The sequence below is a fragment of the Streptomyces sp. MMS24-W38 genome (assembly GCF_059889265.1).
Map to the genome: position 1 here is coordinate 1,038,016 of NZ_JCBCPP010000001.1, position 19,244 is coordinate 1,057,259.

Sequence of the window (19,244 nt, forward strand, 5' to 3'; positions counted from 1 at the left end):
CGCGCGCGCCGGTGCGGACGAGTGCGGGCCGCCGGCTCGGCTCGCCGACCTTGCGCATGCCTTCCTCGAAGGCGGACAGGGGCCGGAAAGCAGTGCCGTACCGACGCTGCTCGTCGATGCCCGTCCGGGGGATGCCTGAACCCCTTCCGTCGAGTCGGTGGGCACCGCTGGCGCAGGCCTCGGCCGGGGCCGGTGGCAAGGCCGGTCCGATCGCGGCGCGTTACGCAGGCACCTTGGGTTCCAGCAGGTCCAGCGCCTCCGTCCAGTGGAAGCCGTCGATGCCTCCCCCGGCCTTCGGTCGGTGCGGTTCGTGCGAGCCGACCAGGACGCCCATCCCGGTCAGCCGTTCCAGGCTCTGCCGATAGGCCGGGTGTGCGGCCTGGGCCGCGTTGAGGTACGGCAGGACGGCGACGGGGACACCCATGCCGTACGCCTCGCACAGGATGCCCAGGGCGAGGGTGTCGGAGATGCCGGCGGCCCACTTGTTGACCGTGTTGAACGTGGCCGGGGCCACGGCGATCGCGTCCGCGGGAGGAAGGGGGCGGGCCTCGCCGGGCTTGCGCCAGGCGGAGCGGATCGGGTAGCCGGTCCGCGCTTCGATCGCTTCCACGTCGAGGAAGCCCAATGCCTGCGGGGTGGCCACGACCCCGACGTCCCAGCCCCGTTGCTGCGCGGCGGCGATCAGCGTGCCGACATCGCCGGCGATCCCGCTCGCGCAGACGACGACGTACAGGAAGGGCTTCTTGCCCGGAGCGGACGGGGCAGACGGAGCGGTTGACTCGGTCACGCGGAAACTCCCGGTCGGCGGCTGAGGTGATGCGGCTCAGGCAGCGTACGGCGGCGGTCGCGCGCGGCCCGGACGGGGGCTCGCACTGGCGGCAGCCGACGTCCGGGGCGTCGACACCGGCCCCGTCGGGTGCGGTGGTCGGTCTCGCGGTCTTCCTCGTACCCGTGACGATCCGGTGGATCTCATGTCCGTCAGGCCACCCGACGAGGCCGAACGGGTCATCCGCAGGCGTGTGGATGCGTGATTCCGCCCTTCGGCGGGTGAGTACGGATCGAATGCCCCTGGGACGGCTGTCCCCGGCAGCGACAGGGACAGCCGTCCCGCCTTCGTGCGGTGGACGGCACCGCTCTCACGTCCTCGGTCAGGAGACTGGTTTGGCGACTCCTCAGCTTTCCGTGGTCGTGCCGTGCTTCAACGAGGCCGCCGTCATCGAGAGGTTCCACTCGGCTGTCGGGGAGGTTCTCGGCCCGTTGGAGCTCGACTACGAGATCTGCTATGTGGACGACGGCAGCAGTGACCGCACCCGGGACATCATCGGCGGATTCGGTGCCGCGGACCGGCGCGTCCGGTACACGGTGCTCAGCAGGAACTTCGGCAAGGAGGCGGCGATGCTGGCCGGCCTGCGGATGTCCCGGGGGCAGGCGGTGGTCCTCATGGACGCGGACCTGCAGCATCCCCCGGAGCTCCTTCCGCGGATGCTCGAACTCCACAAGCGGGGCTACGACCAGGTCGTTCCCCGGCGGACCCGCGACGGGGAGGGCACGGCGCGCACCGTGCTGAGCCGCTGCTACTACGCCCTGGTGCGCCGCCTCATGGAGGTGGAGGTGCTCGACGGCGCCGGGGATTTCCGGCTGCTCTCACGCCGGGCGGTGGACGCGGTGCTGTCGCTGCCGGAGGCCAACCGGTTCTCCAAGGGCATCTTCTCCTGGATCGGTTTCACGACGGTCACCTTCACCTACCGGAACGCCCGGCGGCTCGCCGGCAGCTCGAAGTGGGGCAGCCGCCGTCTGCTCAACTACGGCATCGACGGGCTGCTGTCCTTCAACAACCGGCCCCTGCGGCTGGCCATCTACGCGGGCTTCTGGTGTCTTCTGGCCGCACTGGGCTACGCGGTGTGGGTCGGCTTCGACGTGGCGCTGCACGGGGCCACCGTCCCCGGCTACGCGACACTTCTGATGGCGGTGGTGGGGCTGGGCGGAATCCAGCTGATCACTCTGGGGATCATCGGTGAATACGTCGGCCGCATCTACCACGAGGTGAAACGCCGCCCTTCCTTCGTGGTCCGGGAAACCGACGAGTGCCCCGCCCCGATCCCCAGTCCTGCGCAGCACGAATCGCCCGCTCATGCGAAAGGCCGTCTCGCCACGGCGCGGCAGTTCGCCACCTTCGTGGCGATCGGCTTCGTCAACACCGCCGTGTACCTGGCCGTCTACGTCGGCCTGCACCCCTGGATCCCGTATCTCGCGGCGCATGTCCTGGGCTACGCGGTCAGTGTCGTCGGCTCCTTCCTGCTCAACTCCTGCCTCACCGTCCGGACCCGTCCGACCTGGCACGCGTTCCTCCGGTATCCGCTGTCCAGCGGCTTCAACCTCGTGGCCTCCGGCGCACTGCTCTACGTGGCCGTCAGCCGACTCGAAATGGACAAGAATGTCGCCGCACTTGCCGCCGGGGTCCTGGTCACCCCGGTCTCCTTCCTCCTCGCCCGGTGGGCCATCAACTCCGGCCGCCGGCCGACGGGCGCCGCGGCCATGGTGTCGAACGGCCCCGCCCGGACGAAACAGGACGATTTCACCCCCGGCTAGCGCCGCCGTCCGCGCGGACGGCGGCGGGCAGGGCCCGGCGTCCGCGCGACCCGTGGAGGAGACCGACAGGGAAACGGGCGTGCGCCGGAACGCGCCGAGCCCAGCCGGCGCTCCCCCGCCCCTCATCACGGCGGGTGCCGCCCTGCTGCCCCTTGTTCCGCTGGCTCTTTTGGGCGGAGCCGCATGGTGCGCGCGCTGGGTGCGCCCGAGTGCCGACGAGTGGTGCTTCCTGCCCCTCGTGCGTGACGAAGGCTTCATGGCCCTGGTGGACCAGTTCTATTCCATGGACAACGGACGGATCGCCAACGGCCTGCTCGTCGCCTCCTACGCCACGTTCGGCGTGGCAGGCCACCAGTGGTACGCCGGGATCAGCGCGGCCCTGATGCTGGTCCTGCTGTGGGCGTGGGCGGCGGCACTGCTGCGGTGCGCCGGGTGGCGGCTGCCCCGGGGCGTGCCGCTGTTCTCCGCGACCATGGTCCTGGGCCTCTTCTGCTTCGCCTCCACGAACACGTACAAGACCTTCTTCTGGCCGGCCTCGTCGGTTTCCCACACCTTCCCGCCCGTCCTGGCGGCCGCCGCCACGATCCCGGCCCTGCTGGCGACCTCGCGGCGCGGAAAGGCCACCGCCGCCGCGGTCGCGTTCGTCGTCGGGGGCGTTCTGGGCACGCTGTCGGAGGAGACCTCCGTGGTCGCCCTGACCGTCCTCGCCCCGGCCCTGCTGCTGGGCCGCCGGCTCTTCCCGGCCGGACGGCTCGCCTTCGTCCGGGCCTGGTGCGCCGCGTCCGGCGCGGGCATCCTCATCGGCACCGCCGTGCTCCTCACCTCCCCCGGCGCGATGAACCGGCGCTCACGTCACCCCACGGACTCCATGCTCGCGCCCGAATCGCTCTTCGCTTCGCTGCGGGGGTACGCGCAGGTCCTCCACACCCTGGTCACGACCTGGCAGTACGTCGGCGCGATCGCCGTGGGCGTGCTGATCGGCGCACTCGCCCGCCGCGCGGACGGAGGCATTCCCCGACCCGACCGCAGGGCACCCCTGCTTCTGTGGTCCGGGGCGGCGGCTCTGCTGTTCTCCGGGTACGTGTGCACGGTCATCGCCTATCCGGCGTTCGGCCCCTCCGTCGCGACCGCCAACAGGCTGTGGAACGACTACCTCTTCCCGCTGCTCCTCCTGCTCGTCGGCGCGGGCGGTCTCCTCGGGAACCTGGCGGTGCGGCGGTACCGTCGTGGGACGGCGCCGGTGGCCGCGGGCGCCGCGCTCCTGTGCGTGTGCGTCACCGCCGTGCTGGCCGTGTCCCTGCGCGACCTGGAGTCGGACATGCGGGTGCGGGCCAGGGCCTGGGACAGTCAGGACCGCCTGCTCCGGGACCGGGCCGCGGCGGGGGCCACGGTGCTGCCCTACAGGCGGCTCGTCGTCAGCGGGATGCTGGAACCGTTCAGCGGCGGTGGCGAGCGGCCGTGGCCCGCCTCCTGTGTCGCTCGCTACTACCGGGTGAAGGAGGTCACGGACGGAACGGAACATCGAGGTCGAGGCCCTGACCGAACAGGCCCGCTCCAGCCCGACCCGCAAGCTGCTCCTTGACACCGGCACCGGACAGGGAGGACCCAGGTGCCGACCAGGCTGTTCGGCGGGCCGTCCGCTGGTCCAAAGGCCCGGGCCCGGGAGAACGCGCGAGGGGCGTCCCTTCCCGAGTGAGTGATCAACACGCTCGAACCCGCCTTGATCGAGGTGTGGTCGGCGGGCGCTGCGGGCGGGGCGGCGGCTGCGTGGAGCGAGCGGGATCTCCAGCCTCGCCCGTGCCCCGCCGCCCGGCAGGACCCCCCGGACAGCGCGGGTCCGGGGGTGTCCGGGTGAGCCGGGACTGTCAGTCGACTTCGAGGGGCAGGGCCGGGTCGGCGGCCCACTCGGTGAGGGAACCGTCGTAGACGGCGACGTCGGGGCGTCCGAGGAGGGCCAGCTGGAAGGCCAGGCCGGTGGCGGCGATGCCGCTGCCGCAGTACGTGATGACCTTCTTGGACTCGTCCAGGGCGCCGGCGTCGTCGAAGAGCCCGCGGACCTCGTCCGGGCCGCGGAAGAGACCGTCGGAGTCGGCGAGCTCGGGGAAGGGCACGTTCGTGCTGGAGGGGATACGACCCGGGCGTGCGTAGGTCTGGCGGGTGCCCGCGAAGGTCGGCCGGTCGAGGGAGTTCACCAGCCGGGTGCCGGGGTCCTCGATCGCGGCGAGGACGGCGTCCTTGTCGGCGTACAGCTCGGGACGGCGGTTCGCGGTGAACACGGCGGGTTCGTTGGACTCCACGCCGCTCTTGACCTCGTGGCCCGTCCGGGTCCAGGCGGGGAGCCCGCCGTTCAGCACCGAGACGTCGTCGAAGCCCTCGTAGCGCAGGTTCCACCACAGCCGGGTGGCCCAGATGTTCGGGCCCTGGTCGTAGACGACCACGTGAGTGCCGGGGCCGACGCCGAGAGCGCCGAGCCGGGCGGCGAACGTCTCGCTGTCGAGCGCGGTGAACGTGGTGGCCGCGTCGGGGTCGGCGAGGTCGTTCAGCAGGTCGGCGAAGACGGCGCCGGGTATGTGGGCCTTCTCGTACGCCTGGCGGCCCGACTCGACGTCGTAGTAGCCGTCGCCTTCGGGCTGGGTGAGGAAGGTGGTCGCGTCGATGATCCGGATCGCGGGGTCCCCGAGGCGCTCGTGCAGCCAGGCCGGGTCCACCAGCAGGGGGTGAGACATGCGTGTTTCCTTTTCTCGCGTTCTTACTGCCCCGGCAGAACGCCGAGGTGTCCCACAAACGTACCCGTTTGAGATGCATGTCTCAGTAGGCGGACATCCGGGTGGTTCGGGGGCTTCTCGGGCCGAGGCCTCGACGGACCGGTCCATGTCTGCGGTAACGGCGAGCCGGGCCGACGCACTCGCCGCCTCGCAGCGGCCGGCGGCCCTCGCCACCGGCAGCGAACCGACCACGGCGGTCGCCTGGAAGGCGATCCCCTCCTGGTGCCCCGTCGCCACCGACGACCGCACCATCGGCACCGAGAACCTGCGCTTCACGGCCGAGCGGGCGGGCTCGACCACCGTCGAGGTCGACGCCCCGCACGCCGTACTGGAGACAGACCCGGACGAGGTCACCGACCTGATTCTGCAGGCCGCACACGGCTCGTGCCCCCGTCTCACCAGGACCGGCGCGGGTGAGCAGGCCGCTGACGTTCTTCTCGGAGCGTGCGACGGCCTGCCCGCGGTGTGCGGGCAGGCCGTCGGTGTGCGGGCAGGCCGTCGGTGTGCGGTCGGGCGGGCCGGCGGTCCGGGGCTCACGCCTCGGCGGGGAGCAGGGGTACGTCGAGGCGGTCGGCGAGTTCGTCCAGGGTGGTGCCGAAGGTCTGGGTGACCCTGAGGCCCTGGGGGGTGACGTCGAACACCGCCTGGTCCGTGTAGACGCGGTCGACGCAGCGCAGCCCGGTGAGCGGGTAGGTGCATTCGGGCACCAGCTTGGGGGCGCCGGCCTTCGTGAAGAGCGTCATCATCACGTACACCTTCTTGGCGCCGATCGCCAGGTCCATGGCCCCGCCGACGGCGGGGATGGCGTCGGGTGCTCCCGTGTGCCAGTTGGCCAGGTCTCCGGTGGCCGAGACCTGGAACGCGCCCATGACGCAGATGTCCAGGTGGCCGCCGCGCATCATCGCGAACGAGTCGGCGTGGTGGAAGTAGGCGGCTCCCGGCAGTTCGGTCACCGGGATCTTGCCCGCGTTCGTCAGGTCGGGATCGACCTCGCCCTCCTTCGCGGCGGGCCCCATGTTGAGCATGCCGTTCTCGGTGTGGAGGACCACACCGGAGTCGGCGGGCAGGTGGTCGGCGACGAGGGTCGGCTGCCCGATGCCCAGGTTGACGAAGGCGCCCTGGGGGATGTCGCGCGCCACGAGGGCGGCCATGTCGTTCTTGCTCAGCGGACCCCGGCCGTTCAGCGGGCCCCGGTCGTTCATCGCTCGGCTGGTCGCGTTCATGCGGTGGCTGCCTCCTTGACCACACGGTCGACGTAGATGCCGGGGGTCACGACGGTTTCGGGATCGATCTCGCCGGTCTCGACGATCTCGCGGACCTGCGCGATCACCGTGGTCGCGGCGGTGGCCATGACCGGACCGAAGTTGCGGGCGGTCTTGCGGTAGACGAGGTTGCCCATGCGGTCGGCGCGGTGGGCGCCGATCAGCGCGACGTCGCCCCTGATCGGGTACTCCAGCACGTAGGTGCGGCCGTCGATCTCGCGGGTCTCCTTGCCCTCCGTGAGGAGCGTGCCGACCCCGGTGGGGCAGAAGAAGGCGCCGATGCCGGCCCCGGCCGCCCTCATCCGTTCCGCGAGGTTGCCCTGGGGGACGACCTCCAGTTCGATCCGGCCCGCCCGGTAGAGCTCGTCGAACACCCAGGAGTCCGCCTGGCGCGGGAAGGAGCAGATCACCTTGCGGACCCGCCCCTTGGCCAGCAGCGCGGCCAGTCCGGTGTCGCCGTTGCCGGCGTTGTTGGACACGACGGTGAGGTCCTTGGCGCCCTGGCGTATGAGGGCGTCGATCAGGTCGACCGGCATGCCGGCCATGCCGAACCCTCCGACGAGCACGGTCGAGCCGTCCTCGATCCCGGCCACCGCCTCGTCCGCGTGCTCGCACAGCTGTGTGTTCATCGGTTGCCTCCCGAGACGTTCTCCAGGACCACGGCGAGCGCCTGGCCGACTCCGATGCAGATGGCGGCGACGCCCCAGCGCTGCCCCGACTCCTTCAACCGGTGGGCCAGGGTGCCCAGGAGCCTGCCGCCGGAGGCGCCCAGGGGGTGGCCGAGCGCGATCGCGCCGCCCTTGGCGTTGACGATCTCCGGGTCGACGCCCCAGGCGTCCACGCAGGCCAGCGACTGGACGGCGAAGGCTTCGTTGAGTTCGACGGCGGCGACGTCGGACCAGGTGATCCCGGCGCCCTTCAGCGCCCGGTTCGCCGCCTCCACGGGGGCGTATCCGAACAGCTGCGGGTCCAGCGCGGACACGCCCCGGCCGGCGATGCGGGCGACGGGGTCGGTGCCGATGCGGGCTGCGGCCTCGCCCGAGCCGAGCAGGACCGCGGAGGCGCCGTCGCTCAGCGGGGAGGCGTTGCCCGCGGTGATGACGCCGTCGGTGCGGAAGACGGGCTTGAGCCCGGCCAGCTTCTCGGCGGTCGAGCCGGGGCGGATCCCCTCGTCCCGGGTGACGGTCGTGCCCTTGCGGTCCGTGACGACGGGCACCACCAGGTCGTCGTAGAAGCCCGCTTTCCAGGCGTCGTCGGCGAGGTTGTGGGAACGGGCGGCGAACTCGTCCTGCCGCTCGCGGGCGATGGTGAAGCGGTCGCCCAGCTGCTCGTTCGCCTCGCCCAGGGAGACGGTCCACTCCTTGGGCATGCGCTGGTTGACCAGCCGCCAGCCGAGCGTGGTGGACACGGCGGTCACGTCCCCGGCGGGGAACGCGCGCGAGGGCTTGGGCAGGACCCAGGGTGCCCTGGTCATCGACTCGACCCCGCCGGTGAGCACGATGTCCACGTCGCCGGTCTCGATGGCGCGGGAGGCGATGATGGCGGCGTCCAGGGAGGAGCCGCACAGCCGGTTGACGGTGGTGGCGGGGACCGAGGTGGGCAGTCCCGCGAGCAGGACGGCCATCCTGCCGACGTTGCGGTTGTCCTCGCCGGCGCCGTTGGCGTTGCCCCAGACGACGTCGCCGATCTCGGCCGGGTCGAGTGCGGGGGTCTTGGCCAGGGCCCCGGTGACAGCCACCGCGGCAAGGTCGTCGGGCCGGACCTCGGCGAGGGCGCCTGAGAATTTACCGAAAGGCGTTCTTGCTGCTGCGTAAAGGTAACTGTCGCTCACGCCCCCACAGTACGAGGGCCCCTTTCATCATGTCCAAGACCTAGTCTGCATTGATTCATAAGCAGCGCTTATAGAATGGGGGGATGGAACTCCGTCAGCTCCGCTCCTTCCTCGCCCTGGCCGAGGAGTGCCACTTCGGGCGCGCGGCCGCCCGTCTGCACGTGGCGCAGCCGGCCCTGTCCCAGCAGGTCAAGCAGTTGGAGCGGGAGCTGGGCGTCTCGCTGTTCAACCGGTCCACCCGGCACGTCGAACTGACCGAGGCCGGCCGTCACCTCACCGACTACGCGCGCACCCTCGTCGCGGAGGAGGAGCGCGCGCGGATCCACCTGCGGGAACTCGCCACCGGCCATGCGGGCCGGGTCTCGGTCGGCTTCATCGGCACGGCCACCTACGACGTCCTGCCGAAGGTCGCCCGCACCGTACGGGCGAAGCTGCCGGGCATCACCCTGGACCTGCGGGGTGAGGTCCTCACCCCGCGGCTCGTCGAGGGCCTGCTCTCCGGCACGTTCGACCTCGCCGTCCTGCGGGGCGCGGTGTCGGAGGAGGACATCCGCACCACCCCGTTGCGGTCCGAGCCGCTGGTGGCCGTGCTGCCGGCCCACCACCGGCTGGCGGACCGGCCGAGCATCCCGCTGAAGGCCCTGGCCGACGAGCCGTTCGTCATCCATCCCTCGCAGTCCCGGTCCTCGATGTACGACCGGGTTCTGTCCGCCTGCAGGCGGGCCGGTTTCCGGCCCGACCCGCTCATCGAGATCGGCGAGACGGCCACCCTGGTCGTCCTCGTCGCGGCGGGGCACGGCGTGGCCCTCGTACCGCAGTCGGTGCAGAGCCTGAGCCTCGAGGGCGTGACCTACGTACCGCTCACCGGCTCCGAGTCCGTCGAACTGGTGCTGGCCCGGCGCACGCACCGCGTCTCGGCCGCGACCGAGCAGGTCGCCTCGGTGATCGAGGACTGCGTCCGCGGCTGAGAGGCGCGCGTGGGGCCACCCGCCGGACGCGGCCCAGGGCCTGTGCGGCGGAGCAGACCGCAGGAAAACGACGGTGCCTCGTCGGCGCGGGTGAGCGGGGGCGATGGGGGTCTCCCTGCTCGAAGAGCTCGGGGAGGGCGTGCCAGACCCCGCGTCTGCGGCAGGATCCGCCGGACGGGCCCTACCGGAGGATGAAGCGGCTCCCGGCGCGGAGCTTGTCGACGAGTGCTGCGGGGGCCTTTCGGGGTGAACCCGCGTCGTAGGGCGGCTGGGGGTCGTACTCGGTCCCGAGCTGGACGGCCTGCGCGTGTGCGTCACCGGCGGCCCTGCCGACCAGGGTGAGGGCCATGTCGATCCCGGAGGAGACTCCGGCCGCGGTGACGAACTTGCCGTCCGTGACGACGCGCTCGCCGGTCGGTTCGGCGCCGAACGCGGCGAGGCGGTCGAGCGCCAGCCAGTGCGAGGTGGCACGGCGGCCTTCGAGCAGCCCGGCCGCCGCGAGCAGGAGCGAGCCCGTGCACACCGAGGTCGTCCAGGTGCTGGTGGCGCTGGCGGTGCGCAGCCAGTCGAGGAGCGTCTCGTTCTCCATCTGGGCGGTCTGCCCCGGGCCGCCGGGCACCACGACGATGTCGGGGGCCGGCCTGTCGTCGAGGCTGTGGTCCGCGACGAGGGCGAGGTCGTCGCGGTCGTTGCGCACGGGGCCCGGTCGCTGCGCGACGAAGACCGTCTCGGCACCGGGTATGCGGCAGAGCATCTCGTACGGGCCGACCGCGTCCAGCGCGGTGAAGCGGTCGAAGAGGACAATCGCGATCTGCATCGTCTGCCTTTCAGCGGGCGGATTCAGGTGGATTCAGGTGGTGTCGACGGGCGGAAGCGCCGGCGGTACTCGGCCGGAGCGGTGCCCAGGGCTTTCACGAAGGCGCGGCGCATCGCCTCGGGTGTGCCGTAGCCGCTGGCGCGGGAGACCTGCCCGACTCCGTCGGCCGTGTCCTCGAGGAGACGCCGGGCGTGCTCCAGGCGGACGCGCTCGACGTACCGGCCGGGTGTCGTACCGGTCTCCGAGTGGAAGGTGCGGGCGAAGTGCCGGGGGGAGAGGTTGGCGCGCTCCGCCAGGCTCTCGACGGAGAGGTCCCCGTCCGGGTGCTCGGTGATCCACTGCTGGACCTTCCGCAGTGGTTCGCGCCGCGCGGTCTGGACGGCGAGTTGGGCGCTGAACTGCGCCTGGTCGCCCGGACGCCGGAGGAAGACGACGAGATGTCGGGCGACGGCGAGCGCGGTGTCCCTGCCGTGGTCCTCCTCGACCAGGGCGAGCGCGAGGTCGATGCCCGCGGTGACTCCGGCCGAGGTGGCGATCCGGCCGTCACGTACGAAGATCGGGTCGGGGTCGACGTCCACGGCCGGGTAGGTCCTGGCCATGTGGTCGCAGACCGACCAGTGGGTCGTCGCCCGACGGCCGTCGAGCAGGCCGGCCTCGGCCAGCAGCAGCGCGCCGCTGCACACGGAGACGATGCGCTCGGCGTCCCGGGCGTGCTCCCGGAGCCAGTCGATCAGCCGGGGAGCCGGGTGACGGGTGCCGTTGCCGCCCGGGACGAGCAGGGTGTGCGGCACCTCGACCTCGCCCAGTGCGCGGTCCGGGACGACGGTGAGACCGCTCGAGGTACGGACCGGAGCACCGTCGAGCGAGGCGGTACGGATCTCGTACGGGTTCCCGCTGTGGCGACCCGCCCCCGTGAACACCTCCAGGGGTCCGGTCACATCGAGACTCTGCACGTCGTCGAAGACGACCACCAGCACCGATCTCCTCGTCATGGCGTTCATCCTCGGCGGGGAGCCGGGTGGCTGCAATGACGAGCAGCCCACCTTTCCTGCCGCCCCGGGGCCGCTGCCGGGGGCCGTGGAGACGGTGCCGGGGTTGTCTTCGTTTCCGCTCAGCGGAAGGATGCCGGGCATGGCAGGTAATTCCACGAGACCCGGGCGTTCCGTGACCAGTCGTGCGCTGGCGATCCTGGGGGCCTTCGACGGGCGGCACCGGCGGCTCAGCCTCACCGGACTCGCCGCCCGCGCCGGCCTCCCGGTCCCGACCGCGCACCGGCTGGTCGGCGAGCTCGTCGCATGGGGTGCGCTGAGCCGTACCGCGTCGGGGGAGTACGTCGTCGGGCGCCGGCTGTGGGACATCGGCCTGCTCGCGCCGGTGCACACCGGGCTGCAGCAGATCGCTTCCCCGTACCTCCACGACCTCTACGGCGCGACCCTCGCCACCGTGCACCTCGCGGTGCGCGACGGCCTGTGGGCGCTGTACGTCGACCGGCTCTCCGGTCACGCCTCGGTACCGGTGGTCAGCGCGATCGGCTCCCGTCTGCCGCTGCACGCGACGGGGGTCGGCAAGGTGCTGCTCGCGCACGCCCCGGCCGACGTCCAGGAGGAGGTGCTCGCCGACCTCCCCCGGATCACCCCCTACACGGTGAGCCGGCCGGGACTGCTGCGCGGCCAGCTCAAGAAGGTGCGCGAGGACGACTACGCCACGACGGTGGAGGAGATGAGCCTGGGCGCGTGCACGGTGGCCGTGCCGATCCGGTCGGACGGCGCGGTGGTGGCGGCGCTCGGCATCGTCGCCCCCAGCCTCAAACGCGACCGGGCACGGCTGGTCAGCGCCCTGCAGGTGGCGGCCCGGGGTATCGGGCGGAACCTCACCGGGCAGGTCGCCGGCTGAGCCCCCGGCCACGGGTCGGCCCGTTTCCTCCTTCGAGGTTTCCCCCTTTGAGTCAGGGGCCCTGCGTCAGAGGCCCCCGAGAGTGTTCCGGCGGGCCGTTTCGGCCTTGCGGTTGAGCCGGTCGGTCATCCGCACGGCGGTGACGGTGAACGCGATGCCGACGCCGACGAGCAGGACCTGGGTGACGACGCCGACAACACCGACGACACCGATGTCCTGGGTGGCGAGGGCGGCGGCCAGCATGACGGAGCCGCCGGACGCCCAGGCGAACCAGATCCGCGCCTTCTCGACTCTGACCGCTGCCTGGAACTTCTGCCGGTCGGCCATGGCTTTCCCCCCTGTAGTGGTGTCGCTCCTGAGCCGCATTGTGGCGTGTGGCGCCCTCCGCGCGCAGCTGTCCCGCAACCGGACCGGGGATGAGCGGGTACCGTTGACTCGTTCGCGAGGAATGCGAAGAACATCCGGGTCGATGGCCCCGGTGTCCGCTCACCGGACGCGACGCCGCGGAGGCCGCGCACGCCGGTCTTCCCCCCCCGCCGACCGGCGGGCGGGTGGTCATGGACGGCCGGGGCACCGCTGCCGAGGAGGCGAACGATGCAGTGACCACACATCCCCGTCGCCCTCTCCCCATGTCGTCCCGCCTGTTCGGGGGCCGGGCCGCACGCGCCGGGTCGGCCCGGCGGCGGGACCGGCGCGGCGAGGGTTCCCGGCCGGTGCGGCCCCCCGGACGGCTGCGGTCCCTGCTTCGGGTCCGCAGCGTGGCCGGCCAGGTGTTCGTGCTTCAGGTCCTGGTCGTGACCCTGATCATCACCGCCGCGCTGGTCGCCCTCGTGTTCCAGGCCCGGCGTGACAGCCTCCACGAGGCCCAGACCCGGTCCCTGGCCATCGCCACGACGTTCGCGAACTCCCCGCAGACGCTGACGGCGATGACCGGTCCCCACCCCAGCGAGGCCCTGCAGCCGCTCTCCGAGCGGGTCGAGCGGGCGACCGACGTGGACCTCGTCGTCGTGTACTCGAAGGACGGGGTCCGCTACACGCACCCCGACCCCTCGCTGATCGGGAAGGCCGTCACCGGCCCGATCAAGCCGCTGACCTCCCCCCGGACGCAGACCATCGAGACCGTCAAGGGGCGCTCGGTGGTCGGGTACGCCCCGGTCACCGAGCCCGACGGAACGCCGGTCGGCTCGGTGGGGGTCGGGATCACGATCCAGAAGGTGGCGGGCATGGCGGCCCAGCAGTTCCCGGTGATCCTGGGGGCCGCGGGCGTGGCCCTGGCCATCTGCGCGGGCGGCACCGCTCTGGTGAGCCGACGGCTGCTGCGTCAGACCCACGGTCTCGGTCCGGTGGAGATGACCCGGATGTACGACCACCACGACGCGGTGCTGCACGCGGTGCGGGAGGGGGTGCTGATCGTAGGGGGTGACGGGCGGCTGGTACTGGCCAACGACGAGGCGCGGCGGCTGTTGGACCTGCCGCCGGACGCGGAGGGCCGGAAGGTCACCGACCTGGGTCTGAGCCCGGGCGTCGTCGAACTGCTGGCCTCGGAGCGGACGGCCACCGACGAGGTGCTTCCCACGGCCGAGCGGTTGCTGGCGGTCAACAAGCGGAGCGCAGGGGCCGGCAACGGGAGCGCCGGGAGCGTGGTGACGCTCAGGGACACCACGGAGTTGCGGGCCCTGTCCGGTCGCGCCGAGGCCTCCCGGGAGCGCCTGAGCCTGCTCTATGACGCGGGGGCACGGATCGGCTCCTCCCTGAACGTGGAGCGCACCGCACACGAACTGGCCGGGGTGGCGGTTCCGCGCTTCGCCGACCTGGTCACCGTCGACCTGGCCGAGGAGGTGCTGCACGGCGAGGAGCCGACCGAGCGGCACACCGTCATGCGGCGGGCCGGGCTGAGCACCATCCACGACGGCCTGCCGCTGATGGCGGTGGGTGAAACGGTTCGCTTCCCCGACGCCACACCGCAGGCCCGGTGCGTGAGGAGCGGCCGCGCGGTGCTGGAGGCGGATCTGAGCACCGCCGAGGGATGGCGGACGCTGGCCCCCGACCGCGCGGAGGAGTTCCTGGGACACGGTTTCCACTCCCTGATCGCGGTACCCCTGCGGGCCCGCGGCACGGTGCTGGGCTCGGTGGACTTCTGGCGCTCGGAGCGGGCGGAGCCGTACGACGAGAGCGATGTGCTGTTCGCCGAGGAGCTGTCCGCCTGGGCCGCCGTGGCGCTCGACAACGCCCGCCGGTACACCCGCGAGCACGCGCTGGCGGTCACCCTGCAACGCAGTCTGCTCCCCCGTGACCTGCCGGACCTGAGCGCGCTGGAGGCGGCCCACCGCTATCTGCCGGCCCAGTCCGGGGTGGGCGGGGACTGGTTCGACGTCATCGAGCTGTCCGGCGCCCGGGTGGCACTGGTGGTCGGGGACGTGGTGGGGCACGGTCTGCACGCGGCGGCCACCATGGGACGGCTGCGTACCGCGGTGCACAACTTCGCCACCCTCGACCTCCCGCCGGACGAGCTGCTGGCCCGGGTGGACGACCTGGTGGCCCGAATCGACCGGGAGCGGGCGGACCAGGGGGACGATGAGGGACTCATCGGAGCCACCTGCCTGTACGTCGTCTACGATCCGGCCTCCGGCATGTGCAGCGCGGCCCGGGCCGGCCACCCGCCACCCGCCCTCGTCCGTCCGGACGGCACCGTGACCTTCCCCGAGGTGCCGGCCGGCCCGCTGCTGGGCCTGGGCGACCTGCCCTTCGAGAGCGCGGAGTTCGAGGTGCCCGAGGGAAGCCAGCTCGTCCTCTACACCGACGGGCTCATCGAGAGCCGCGACCGGGACATCGACGTCGGTCTGGAGATCCTGCGTGGCGCACTGTCCCACCCCGGCCGGACCCCCGAGCAGACCTGCGACGCGGTGCTCGACGCCCTCCTGCCGAACGGCGGGAACGACGACGTCGCCCTGCTGGTCGCCCGCACCCGGGTGCTCGACCCCGAGCGGGTCGCCGGATGGGACGTGCCCCCCGAAGCCGCCGCCGTGTCCGGCGTCCGCGCCGACGTCACCCGGCAGTTGGCGGCATGGGACCTGACGGAGGCGGGCTTCACGACCGAACTCATCCTCAGCGAACTGGTCACCAACGCCATCCGCTACGGCACCGTCCCCATCCACGTCCGCCTGCTGCGGGACCGCCGCCTGATCTGCGAGGTCTCCGACGGCAGCAGCACCTCGCCCCACCTGCGCCAGGCGGCGGCCACGGACGAGGGCGGACGCGGCCTGTTCCTCGTCGCCCGCTACGCCGAACGCTGGGGCACCCGGTACACGCCCACCGGCAAGGTGATCTGGGCCGAGCAGCAACTGGACGGCAGGGAGGGTGAACCCGGCGCCGCCCTGACCGGCGACGACATCCTCGACCAGTGGTCCGACGCGGCCCTGTGACCCCCGCCGGCCCCGGGGCGCCCGGCGGGGCGGTCCGTACGACCTCGAAGGAGGTCCGCCGCCCCTCGGAGGACGTCCGCTGTCCGCACAGGAGGTCCTCGATCGTGATCGGCAGCTTGCGCACCCGGCGCCCGGTGGCGTGGTGCACGGCATCGGCGCTCTCCGCCGCCACACCGACCTGGCCGATCTCGCCGACACCCTTCACACCCACCGGACGGTGGCGGCTGCCCCCGGCGGGCCGGCGGTGTGACCTCGATCGTCATGTGCGGGCGCGGTGGAGGTCTCGGCTACCTCGTGGGCGCGGTGCGCAGAGAAGCCGGCGGCCGGGCAGGTGCGGACGACGGCTTCGTCGACGGAACCGAGGCCGGCCCCGTACAGGACGAAGTCCTCGTGCCGCCGCTGCTCGACGCGGACCGTGTAGGCCTCGAGCACGCGCTCCGCCTCGGCAGGTCAGCCCGCGGCGATCCACCGTCCGGCGGATGCCCCGGCCGGCCGTACCGCACGGCTGGGAGAAGATCTGATCGTGAGCCCCCCGCTGGCGGAGGCCGTCTCCGTCGTTCTGCTCCTGGCGGTGCTGGCGTGCGCCGTCGTCCGCCCGTTCGGCTGGCCGGAGGCGGTCGTCGCCGTCCCGGCCGCGGGCGTGGTCATCGCCACCGGAGCGATCTCACTCGACCACGCCCGCGACGAGGCCGCGCGGCTCGGACCGGTGATCGGCTTTCTCGCCGCCGTCCTGGTCCTGGCTCAGCTCTGCGACGACGAGGGCCTGTTCCACGCGTGCGGAGCGTGGATGGCCCGTACCGCGGCAGGTCGCCCGCGCCGCCTGCTGGTCCAGGTGTTCGCAGCCGCGTCAGTGATCACCGCGGTGCTCAGCCTGGACGCCACCGTCGTGCTCCTCACCCCGGTGGTCTTCGCCACCGCCGCCCGGCTCGGCGCCCGGCCCAAGCCCCACGTCTACGCCTGCACCCACCTGTCGAACACCGCCTCGCTGCTGCTGCCGGTCTCCAACCTCACGAACCTGCTCGCGTTCGCCGCCAGCGGACTGAGTTTCACCCGCTTCGCCGCCCTGATGGCCCTGCCCTGGCTGGTCGCCGTCACCACCGAATACGTGGTCTTCCGCCGGTTCTTCGCCACCGACCTGGACGCCGGAGCCCAGGCTCCCCCCACCGCCGAACCCCGCGAGCTGCCGGTCTTCGCCCTGGCCACCGTGGCCTGCACCCTGGCCGGGTTCGTCCTGACCTCGGCCCTCGGAGTCAACCCCGCCTGGGCGGCCTTCGCCGGCGCCGTCGTGCTGGCTGTGCGTGCTCTGGTGCGGCGCCGCACCGGGCCCACCGCCCTCGTGCGCGCCGCCGCGGTCCCGTTCCTCGCCTTCGTCCTGGCCCTGGGCATCGTGGTCCGCGCGGTCGTCGACAACGGCCTCGCCGCCGGCCTGGGCCGTCTCGTTCCGGGCGGAAACGGCTTCGCGGCCCTGCTCGCCGTCGCGGCGCTGGCCGCCGTGCTGGCGAACCTCATCAACAACCTGCCCGCCGTGCTGGTGCTGCTGCCGCTGACCGCACCGTCCGGGCCCGGTGCCGTCCTCGCGGTGCTGCTCGGAGTGAACATCGGACCCAACCTCACCTACGCCGGTTCCCTGGCCACCCTGCTGTGGCAGCGCATCGTGCACGAACACGACAGTGACGTCGAACTCGGCGAGTTCACCCGGCTCGGCCTGTGCACCGTGCCCGCCGCCCTGCTGCTCGCGGTGGTGGCACTGTGGGCCTCACTCACCGTCATCGGAGGCTGATCACCGTGAGAGTCATCGCCTGGATCACCGAGGGCACCTGGCCCTCCTGCGTCGACGCCACCCGCAGCCACGCCCCCGAGGCCGCCGACATCGTGCTGCTGCACGTGACCGGCCCCGAAGCCCCCGGCGCCGCACACGGCGCCTTCGCCGGGCTGCTCGGCCGCGGCCGTCCCGAACGCGACCCCGGCACGGCGGTCGAGCACCTGGCCACCGCCTCCGCCGAGCGGCTCCTCGCCGAAGCCGCGCAGCGCCTGGCGCGTCCCTGTGACCGTGTCGAGCGCGCCGGCCGCGTCGAGCGGGAAGTCGTGGCCGCCGCCGAAGGCGCCGACCTGCTCGTCCTCGCCCGCGACGGCGACCGCACCCGTCTCGGACCTCGCAGTCTCGGCCCCGCCGGCCGCTTCGTCGTCGACCACGCCCCCTGCCCCGTCCTTCTCGTCTGGCCCGAAACCGCCCCCGACGTCACCACCATCCCACCCCCACCACCTCACCCACCCCACCACCGGTAGCCGCAAACATCGGGCAGGGGTCGTGGTCTTCCCGGGCACTGCTCCCGCCCGCCCGGCTCACGCCCGGCGCACCGGCCGTCAGGACCAGTGTGTTTGAGCCACTTCGATCCGCTGATGGATGTGTGCCGCACACATCGCCAGTGTTCTCGTGTCACCCCTACTGTTCCGCTACCGCACGGACCGGCGCCTCGACCGGACCGCAAGCCCCAGGGAGCAGGTGCACATGATGCGAGCCCGTCAACGTGTCTTCCGGTGGTCCCCCGCCTTGATCCTCTCCGTCCTGGTGGCCCTGCTGACGTCGGCAGGTACCGCCCAGGCCGCCACTCCCCACACGGTTCCCCCGGTGTCGGGCAGTCTCACCCGCCACAACGTATCCGGCGTGTACGTCTCCGGAATCTCCTCCGGGGGCTACATGGCCGGTCAGCTGCACGTCGCCTACTCGAAGAAGATCAAGGGCGCGGCGATCTTCGGGGCGGGACCGTACTACTGCGCCCAGAACAACGTCTACCAGGCCCTGTACGGCTGCGGGGACAACCTCTACCCCACCTATACGAGCACTCTGACCTCGAGGGCCTCCACCTGGTCCTCCTACGGGTGGGTCGACCCGGTCAGCAACCTGTCCGGCAGCCCCGTGTACCTCTACCAGGGCAAGAACGACAGCGTGGTGAAGCCCTCGGTCGGCGATGCCGGGAAGGCCTTCTACCAGCACTTCGGTGCGAACGTGACCTACGACAACACCTCCGCGGCGGGGCACTCCTGGGTCACCCCGTACGGGCCGAACAGCTGCACCGCGAACAGCGCGCCGTACATGAACGACTGCGGCACCGACCCCCAGAGAGCGCTGCTGCAGAAGCTCTTCGGCTCGGTCTCCTCCCCCAACACCGGGCCGCTGACGGGCAAGCTCATCAAGTTCGGGCAGAGCACCCACGCCGTCAACGGAATGCCGAGCACCCTGAGCATGGGCAGCTCCGGGTTCGCCTACGTCCCCAAGTCCTGTGAGTCGGGGCAGAGCTGCCGCCTGATGGTTTCCCTGCACGGCTGCCTGCAGGCGTACGACAAGGTCGGTACGACCTTCGTCGACCGCGCCAACCTCAACCAGTACGCCGACAACAACAAGATGATCGTCCTGTACCCGCAGGCCACGTCGTCCGTCGTGAACCCCAACGGATGCTGGGACTGGTGGGGCTACCTCGGCGCCACCAACTACCCCATCAAGGGCGGCGCCCAGGTCGAGACCATCATGAACATGGTCGCCGCACTCGGCGGCTGAGGCCCACGCGCCGGGGCGGGCCGGTACCGCAGGCCCACCCCGGCGTGTCGGCGCTCTCGGGGAACACGAACCCGCGCCGACGGTAGAAGGCGACGGAGGCGGCCATGCCGGAGACGACCATCCCGATGGCACGGACGCCGG

Annotated in this window: 17 protein-coding genes; 8 read left to right on the forward strand and 9 right to left on the reverse strand. The window is 72.0% G+C overall.

Annotation, left to right across the window (positions count from 1 at the left end; translation table 11 throughout):
- Positions 1-220: 220 nt before the first annotated feature.
- Positions 221-787: a flavoprotein gene (locus AC6F7H_RS03540; protein WP_500755129.1), complete on the reverse strand. Its 567-nt coding sequence runs from the start codon at positions 785-787 to the stop codon at positions 221-223.
- 374 nt (positions 788-1,161) lie between these two features.
- On the opposite strand from AC6F7H_RS03540, the gene AC6F7H_RS03545 reads away from it, so the two are divergent.
- Together AC6F7H_RS03545 and AC6F7H_RS03550 are read left to right on the forward strand one after the other, a co-directional pair.
- Positions 1,162-2,589 (forward strand): glycosyltransferase, encoded by a 1,428-nt coding sequence (locus AC6F7H_RS03545; protein WP_500755130.1) that lies wholly within the window; start codon positions 1,162-1,164, stop codon positions 2,587-2,589.
- Positions 2,590-2,668: 79 nt separating this feature from the next.
- Positions 2,669-4,171 (forward strand): DUF6056 family protein, encoded by a 1,503-nt coding sequence (locus AC6F7H_RS03550; protein WP_500755132.1) that lies wholly within the window; start codon positions 2,669-2,671, stop codon positions 4,169-4,171.
- A 283-nt stretch (positions 4,172-4,454) separates the two neighbouring features.
- Here the strand turns inward: AC6F7H_RS03550 and AC6F7H_RS03555 are convergent, their stop codons facing one another.
- From AC6F7H_RS03555 to AC6F7H_RS03570, 4 genes are all read right to left on the reverse strand, one after another.
- Positions 4,455-5,315: a sulfurtransferase gene (locus AC6F7H_RS03555; RefSeq protein WP_500755133.1), complete on the reverse strand. Its 861-nt coding sequence runs from the start codon at positions 5,313-5,315 to the stop codon at positions 4,455-4,457.
- 572 nt (positions 5,316-5,887) lie between these two features.
- The gene (locus AC6F7H_RS03560) at positions 5,888-6,577 is read right to left on the reverse strand and encodes a 3-oxoacid CoA-transferase subunit B (protein WP_500755134.1); all 690 of its coding nucleotides are present in this window, start codon (positions 6,575-6,577) and stop codon (positions 5,888-5,890) included.
- Positions 6,574-7,245 carry a 3-oxoacid CoA-transferase subunit A gene (locus tag AC6F7H_RS03565; RefSeq protein WP_500755135.1) on the reverse strand — a complete coding sequence of 224 codons (672 nt, stop codon included), beginning with the start codon at positions 7,243-7,245 and terminating at the stop codon, positions 6,574-6,576. Before AC6F7H_RS03565 ends, AC6F7H_RS03560 begins: the two co-directional genes overlap by 4 nt.
- The gene (locus AC6F7H_RS03570) at positions 7,242-8,447 is read right to left on the reverse strand and encodes a thiolase family protein (RefSeq protein ID WP_500755136.1); all 1,206 of its coding nucleotides are present in this window, start codon (positions 8,445-8,447) and stop codon (positions 7,242-7,244) included. Before AC6F7H_RS03570 ends, AC6F7H_RS03565 begins: the two co-directional genes overlap by 4 nt.
- An 83-nt stretch (positions 8,448-8,530) precedes the next feature.
- On the opposite strand from AC6F7H_RS03570, the gene AC6F7H_RS03575 reads away from it, so the two are divergent.
- Positions 8,531-9,415 carry a LysR family transcriptional regulator gene (locus tag AC6F7H_RS03575; protein WP_500755137.1) on the forward strand — a complete coding sequence of 295 codons (885 nt, stop codon included), beginning with the start codon at positions 8,531-8,533 and terminating at the stop codon, positions 9,413-9,415.
- Positions 9,416-9,596: 181 nt separating this feature from the next.
- Here AC6F7H_RS03575 and AC6F7H_RS03580 read toward each other — a convergent pair whose 3' ends face one another.
- Positions 9,597-10,232, reverse strand: coding sequence for a DJ-1/PfpI family protein (locus AC6F7H_RS03580; RefSeq protein ID WP_500755138.1), 636 nt, complete (start codon positions 10,230-10,232; stop codon positions 9,597-9,599).
- A 23-nt stretch (positions 10,233-10,255) separates the two neighbouring features.
- Positions 10,256-11,224, reverse strand: a complete 969-nt coding sequence (locus AC6F7H_RS03585) for a GlxA family transcriptional regulator (RefSeq protein ID WP_500755139.1) — start codon at positions 11,222-11,224, stop codon at positions 10,256-10,258.
- A 139-nt stretch (positions 11,225-11,363) separates the two neighbouring features.
- On the opposite strand from AC6F7H_RS03585, the gene AC6F7H_RS03590 reads away from it, so the two are divergent.
- Complete coding sequence (locus tag AC6F7H_RS03590) at positions 11,364-12,125, forward strand: IclR family transcriptional regulator (RefSeq protein WP_500755140.1); 762 nt, start codon at positions 11,364-11,366, stop codon at positions 12,123-12,125.
- Positions 12,126-12,191: 66 nt separating this feature from the next.
- Here the strand turns inward: AC6F7H_RS03590 and AC6F7H_RS03595 are convergent, their stop codons facing one another.
- Positions 12,192-12,452 (reverse strand): hypothetical protein, encoded by a 261-nt coding sequence (locus AC6F7H_RS03595; protein ID WP_500755141.1) that lies wholly within the window; start codon positions 12,450-12,452, stop codon positions 12,192-12,194.
- A 302-nt stretch (positions 12,453-12,754) separates the two neighbouring features.
- Between AC6F7H_RS03595 and AC6F7H_RS03600 the strand changes: the two genes are divergently transcribed.
- Positions 12,755-15,547 carry a SpoIIE family protein phosphatase gene (locus tag AC6F7H_RS03600; protein WP_500755143.1) on the forward strand — a complete coding sequence of 931 codons (2,793 nt, stop codon included), beginning with the start codon at positions 12,755-12,757 and terminating at the stop codon, positions 15,545-15,547.
- A 201-nt stretch (positions 15,548-15,748) separates the two neighbouring features.
- Here the strand turns inward: AC6F7H_RS03600 and AC6F7H_RS03605 are convergent, their stop codons facing one another.
- Positions 15,749-15,979 (reverse strand): hypothetical protein, encoded by a 231-nt coding sequence (locus AC6F7H_RS03605; RefSeq protein ID WP_500755144.1) that lies wholly within the window; start codon positions 15,977-15,979, stop codon positions 15,749-15,751.
- A 91-nt stretch (positions 15,980-16,070) separates the two neighbouring features.
- Here AC6F7H_RS03605 and AC6F7H_RS03610 point away from each other — a divergent pair, with 91 nt between their 5' ends.
- The 3 genes from AC6F7H_RS03610 (at position 16,071) to AC6F7H_RS03620 (ending at position 19,103) form a co-directional block, all read left to right on the forward strand.
- Positions 16,071-17,327 (forward strand): SLC13 family permease, encoded by a 1,257-nt coding sequence (locus AC6F7H_RS03610; protein ID WP_500755146.1) that lies wholly within the window; start codon positions 16,071-16,073, stop codon positions 17,325-17,327.
- A gap of 5 nt (positions 17,328-17,332) precedes the next feature.
- Positions 17,333-17,833, forward strand: coding sequence for a universal stress protein (locus tag AC6F7H_RS03615; RefSeq protein WP_500755147.1), 501 nt, complete (start codon positions 17,333-17,335; stop codon positions 17,831-17,833).
- Positions 17,834-18,056: 223 nt separating this feature from the next.
- Positions 18,057-19,103 carry an extracellular catalytic domain type 2 short-chain-length polyhydroxyalkanoate depolymerase gene (locus tag AC6F7H_RS03620; RefSeq protein ID WP_500755149.1) on the forward strand — a complete coding sequence of 349 codons (1,047 nt, stop codon included), beginning with the start codon at positions 18,057-18,059 and terminating at the stop codon, positions 19,101-19,103.
- The last annotated feature ends 141 nt before the right edge of the window (positions 19,104-19,244 follow it).

Excerpts from the sequence above, each read along its gene's own strand:
- AC6F7H_RS03565 (WP_500755135.1), bottom strand. The coding sequence starts at position 7,245 with ATGAACACACAGCTGTGCGAGCACGCGGACGAGGCGGTGGCCGGGATC.
- AC6F7H_RS03590 (WP_500755140.1), top strand. The coding sequence starts at position 11,364 with ATGGCAGGTAATTCCACGAGACCCGGGCGTTCCGTGACCAGTCGTGCG.
- AC6F7H_RS03595 (WP_500755141.1), bottom strand. The coding sequence starts at position 12,452 with ATGGCCGACCGGCAGAAGTTCCAGGCAGCGGTCAGAGTCGAGAAGGCG.
- AC6F7H_RS03600 (WP_500755143.1), top strand. The coding sequence starts at position 12,755 with ATGTCGTCCCGCCTGTTCGGGGGCCGGGCCGCACGCGCCGGGTCGGCC.
- AC6F7H_RS03560 (WP_500755134.1), bottom strand. The coding sequence starts at position 6,577 with ATGAACGCGACCAGCCGAGCGATGAACGACCGGGGCCCGCTGAACGGC.
- AC6F7H_RS03620 (WP_500755149.1), top strand. The coding sequence starts at position 18,057 with ATGATGCGAGCCCGTCAACGTGTCTTCCGGTGGTCCCCCGCCTTGATC.
- AC6F7H_RS03575 (WP_500755137.1), top strand. The coding sequence starts at position 8,531 with ATGGAACTCCGTCAGCTCCGCTCCTTCCTCGCCCTGGCCGAGGAGTGC.
- AC6F7H_RS03555 (WP_500755133.1), bottom strand. The coding sequence starts at position 5,315 with ATGTCTCACCCCCTGCTGGTGGACCCGGCCTGGCTGCACGAGCGCCTC.
- AC6F7H_RS03580 (WP_500755138.1), bottom strand. The coding sequence starts at position 10,232 with ATGCAGATCGCGATTGTCCTCTTCGACCGCTTCACCGCGCTGGACGCG.
- AC6F7H_RS03585 (WP_500755139.1), bottom strand. The coding sequence starts at position 11,224 with ATGACGAGGAGATCGGTGCTGGTGGTCGTCTTCGACGACGTGCAGAGT.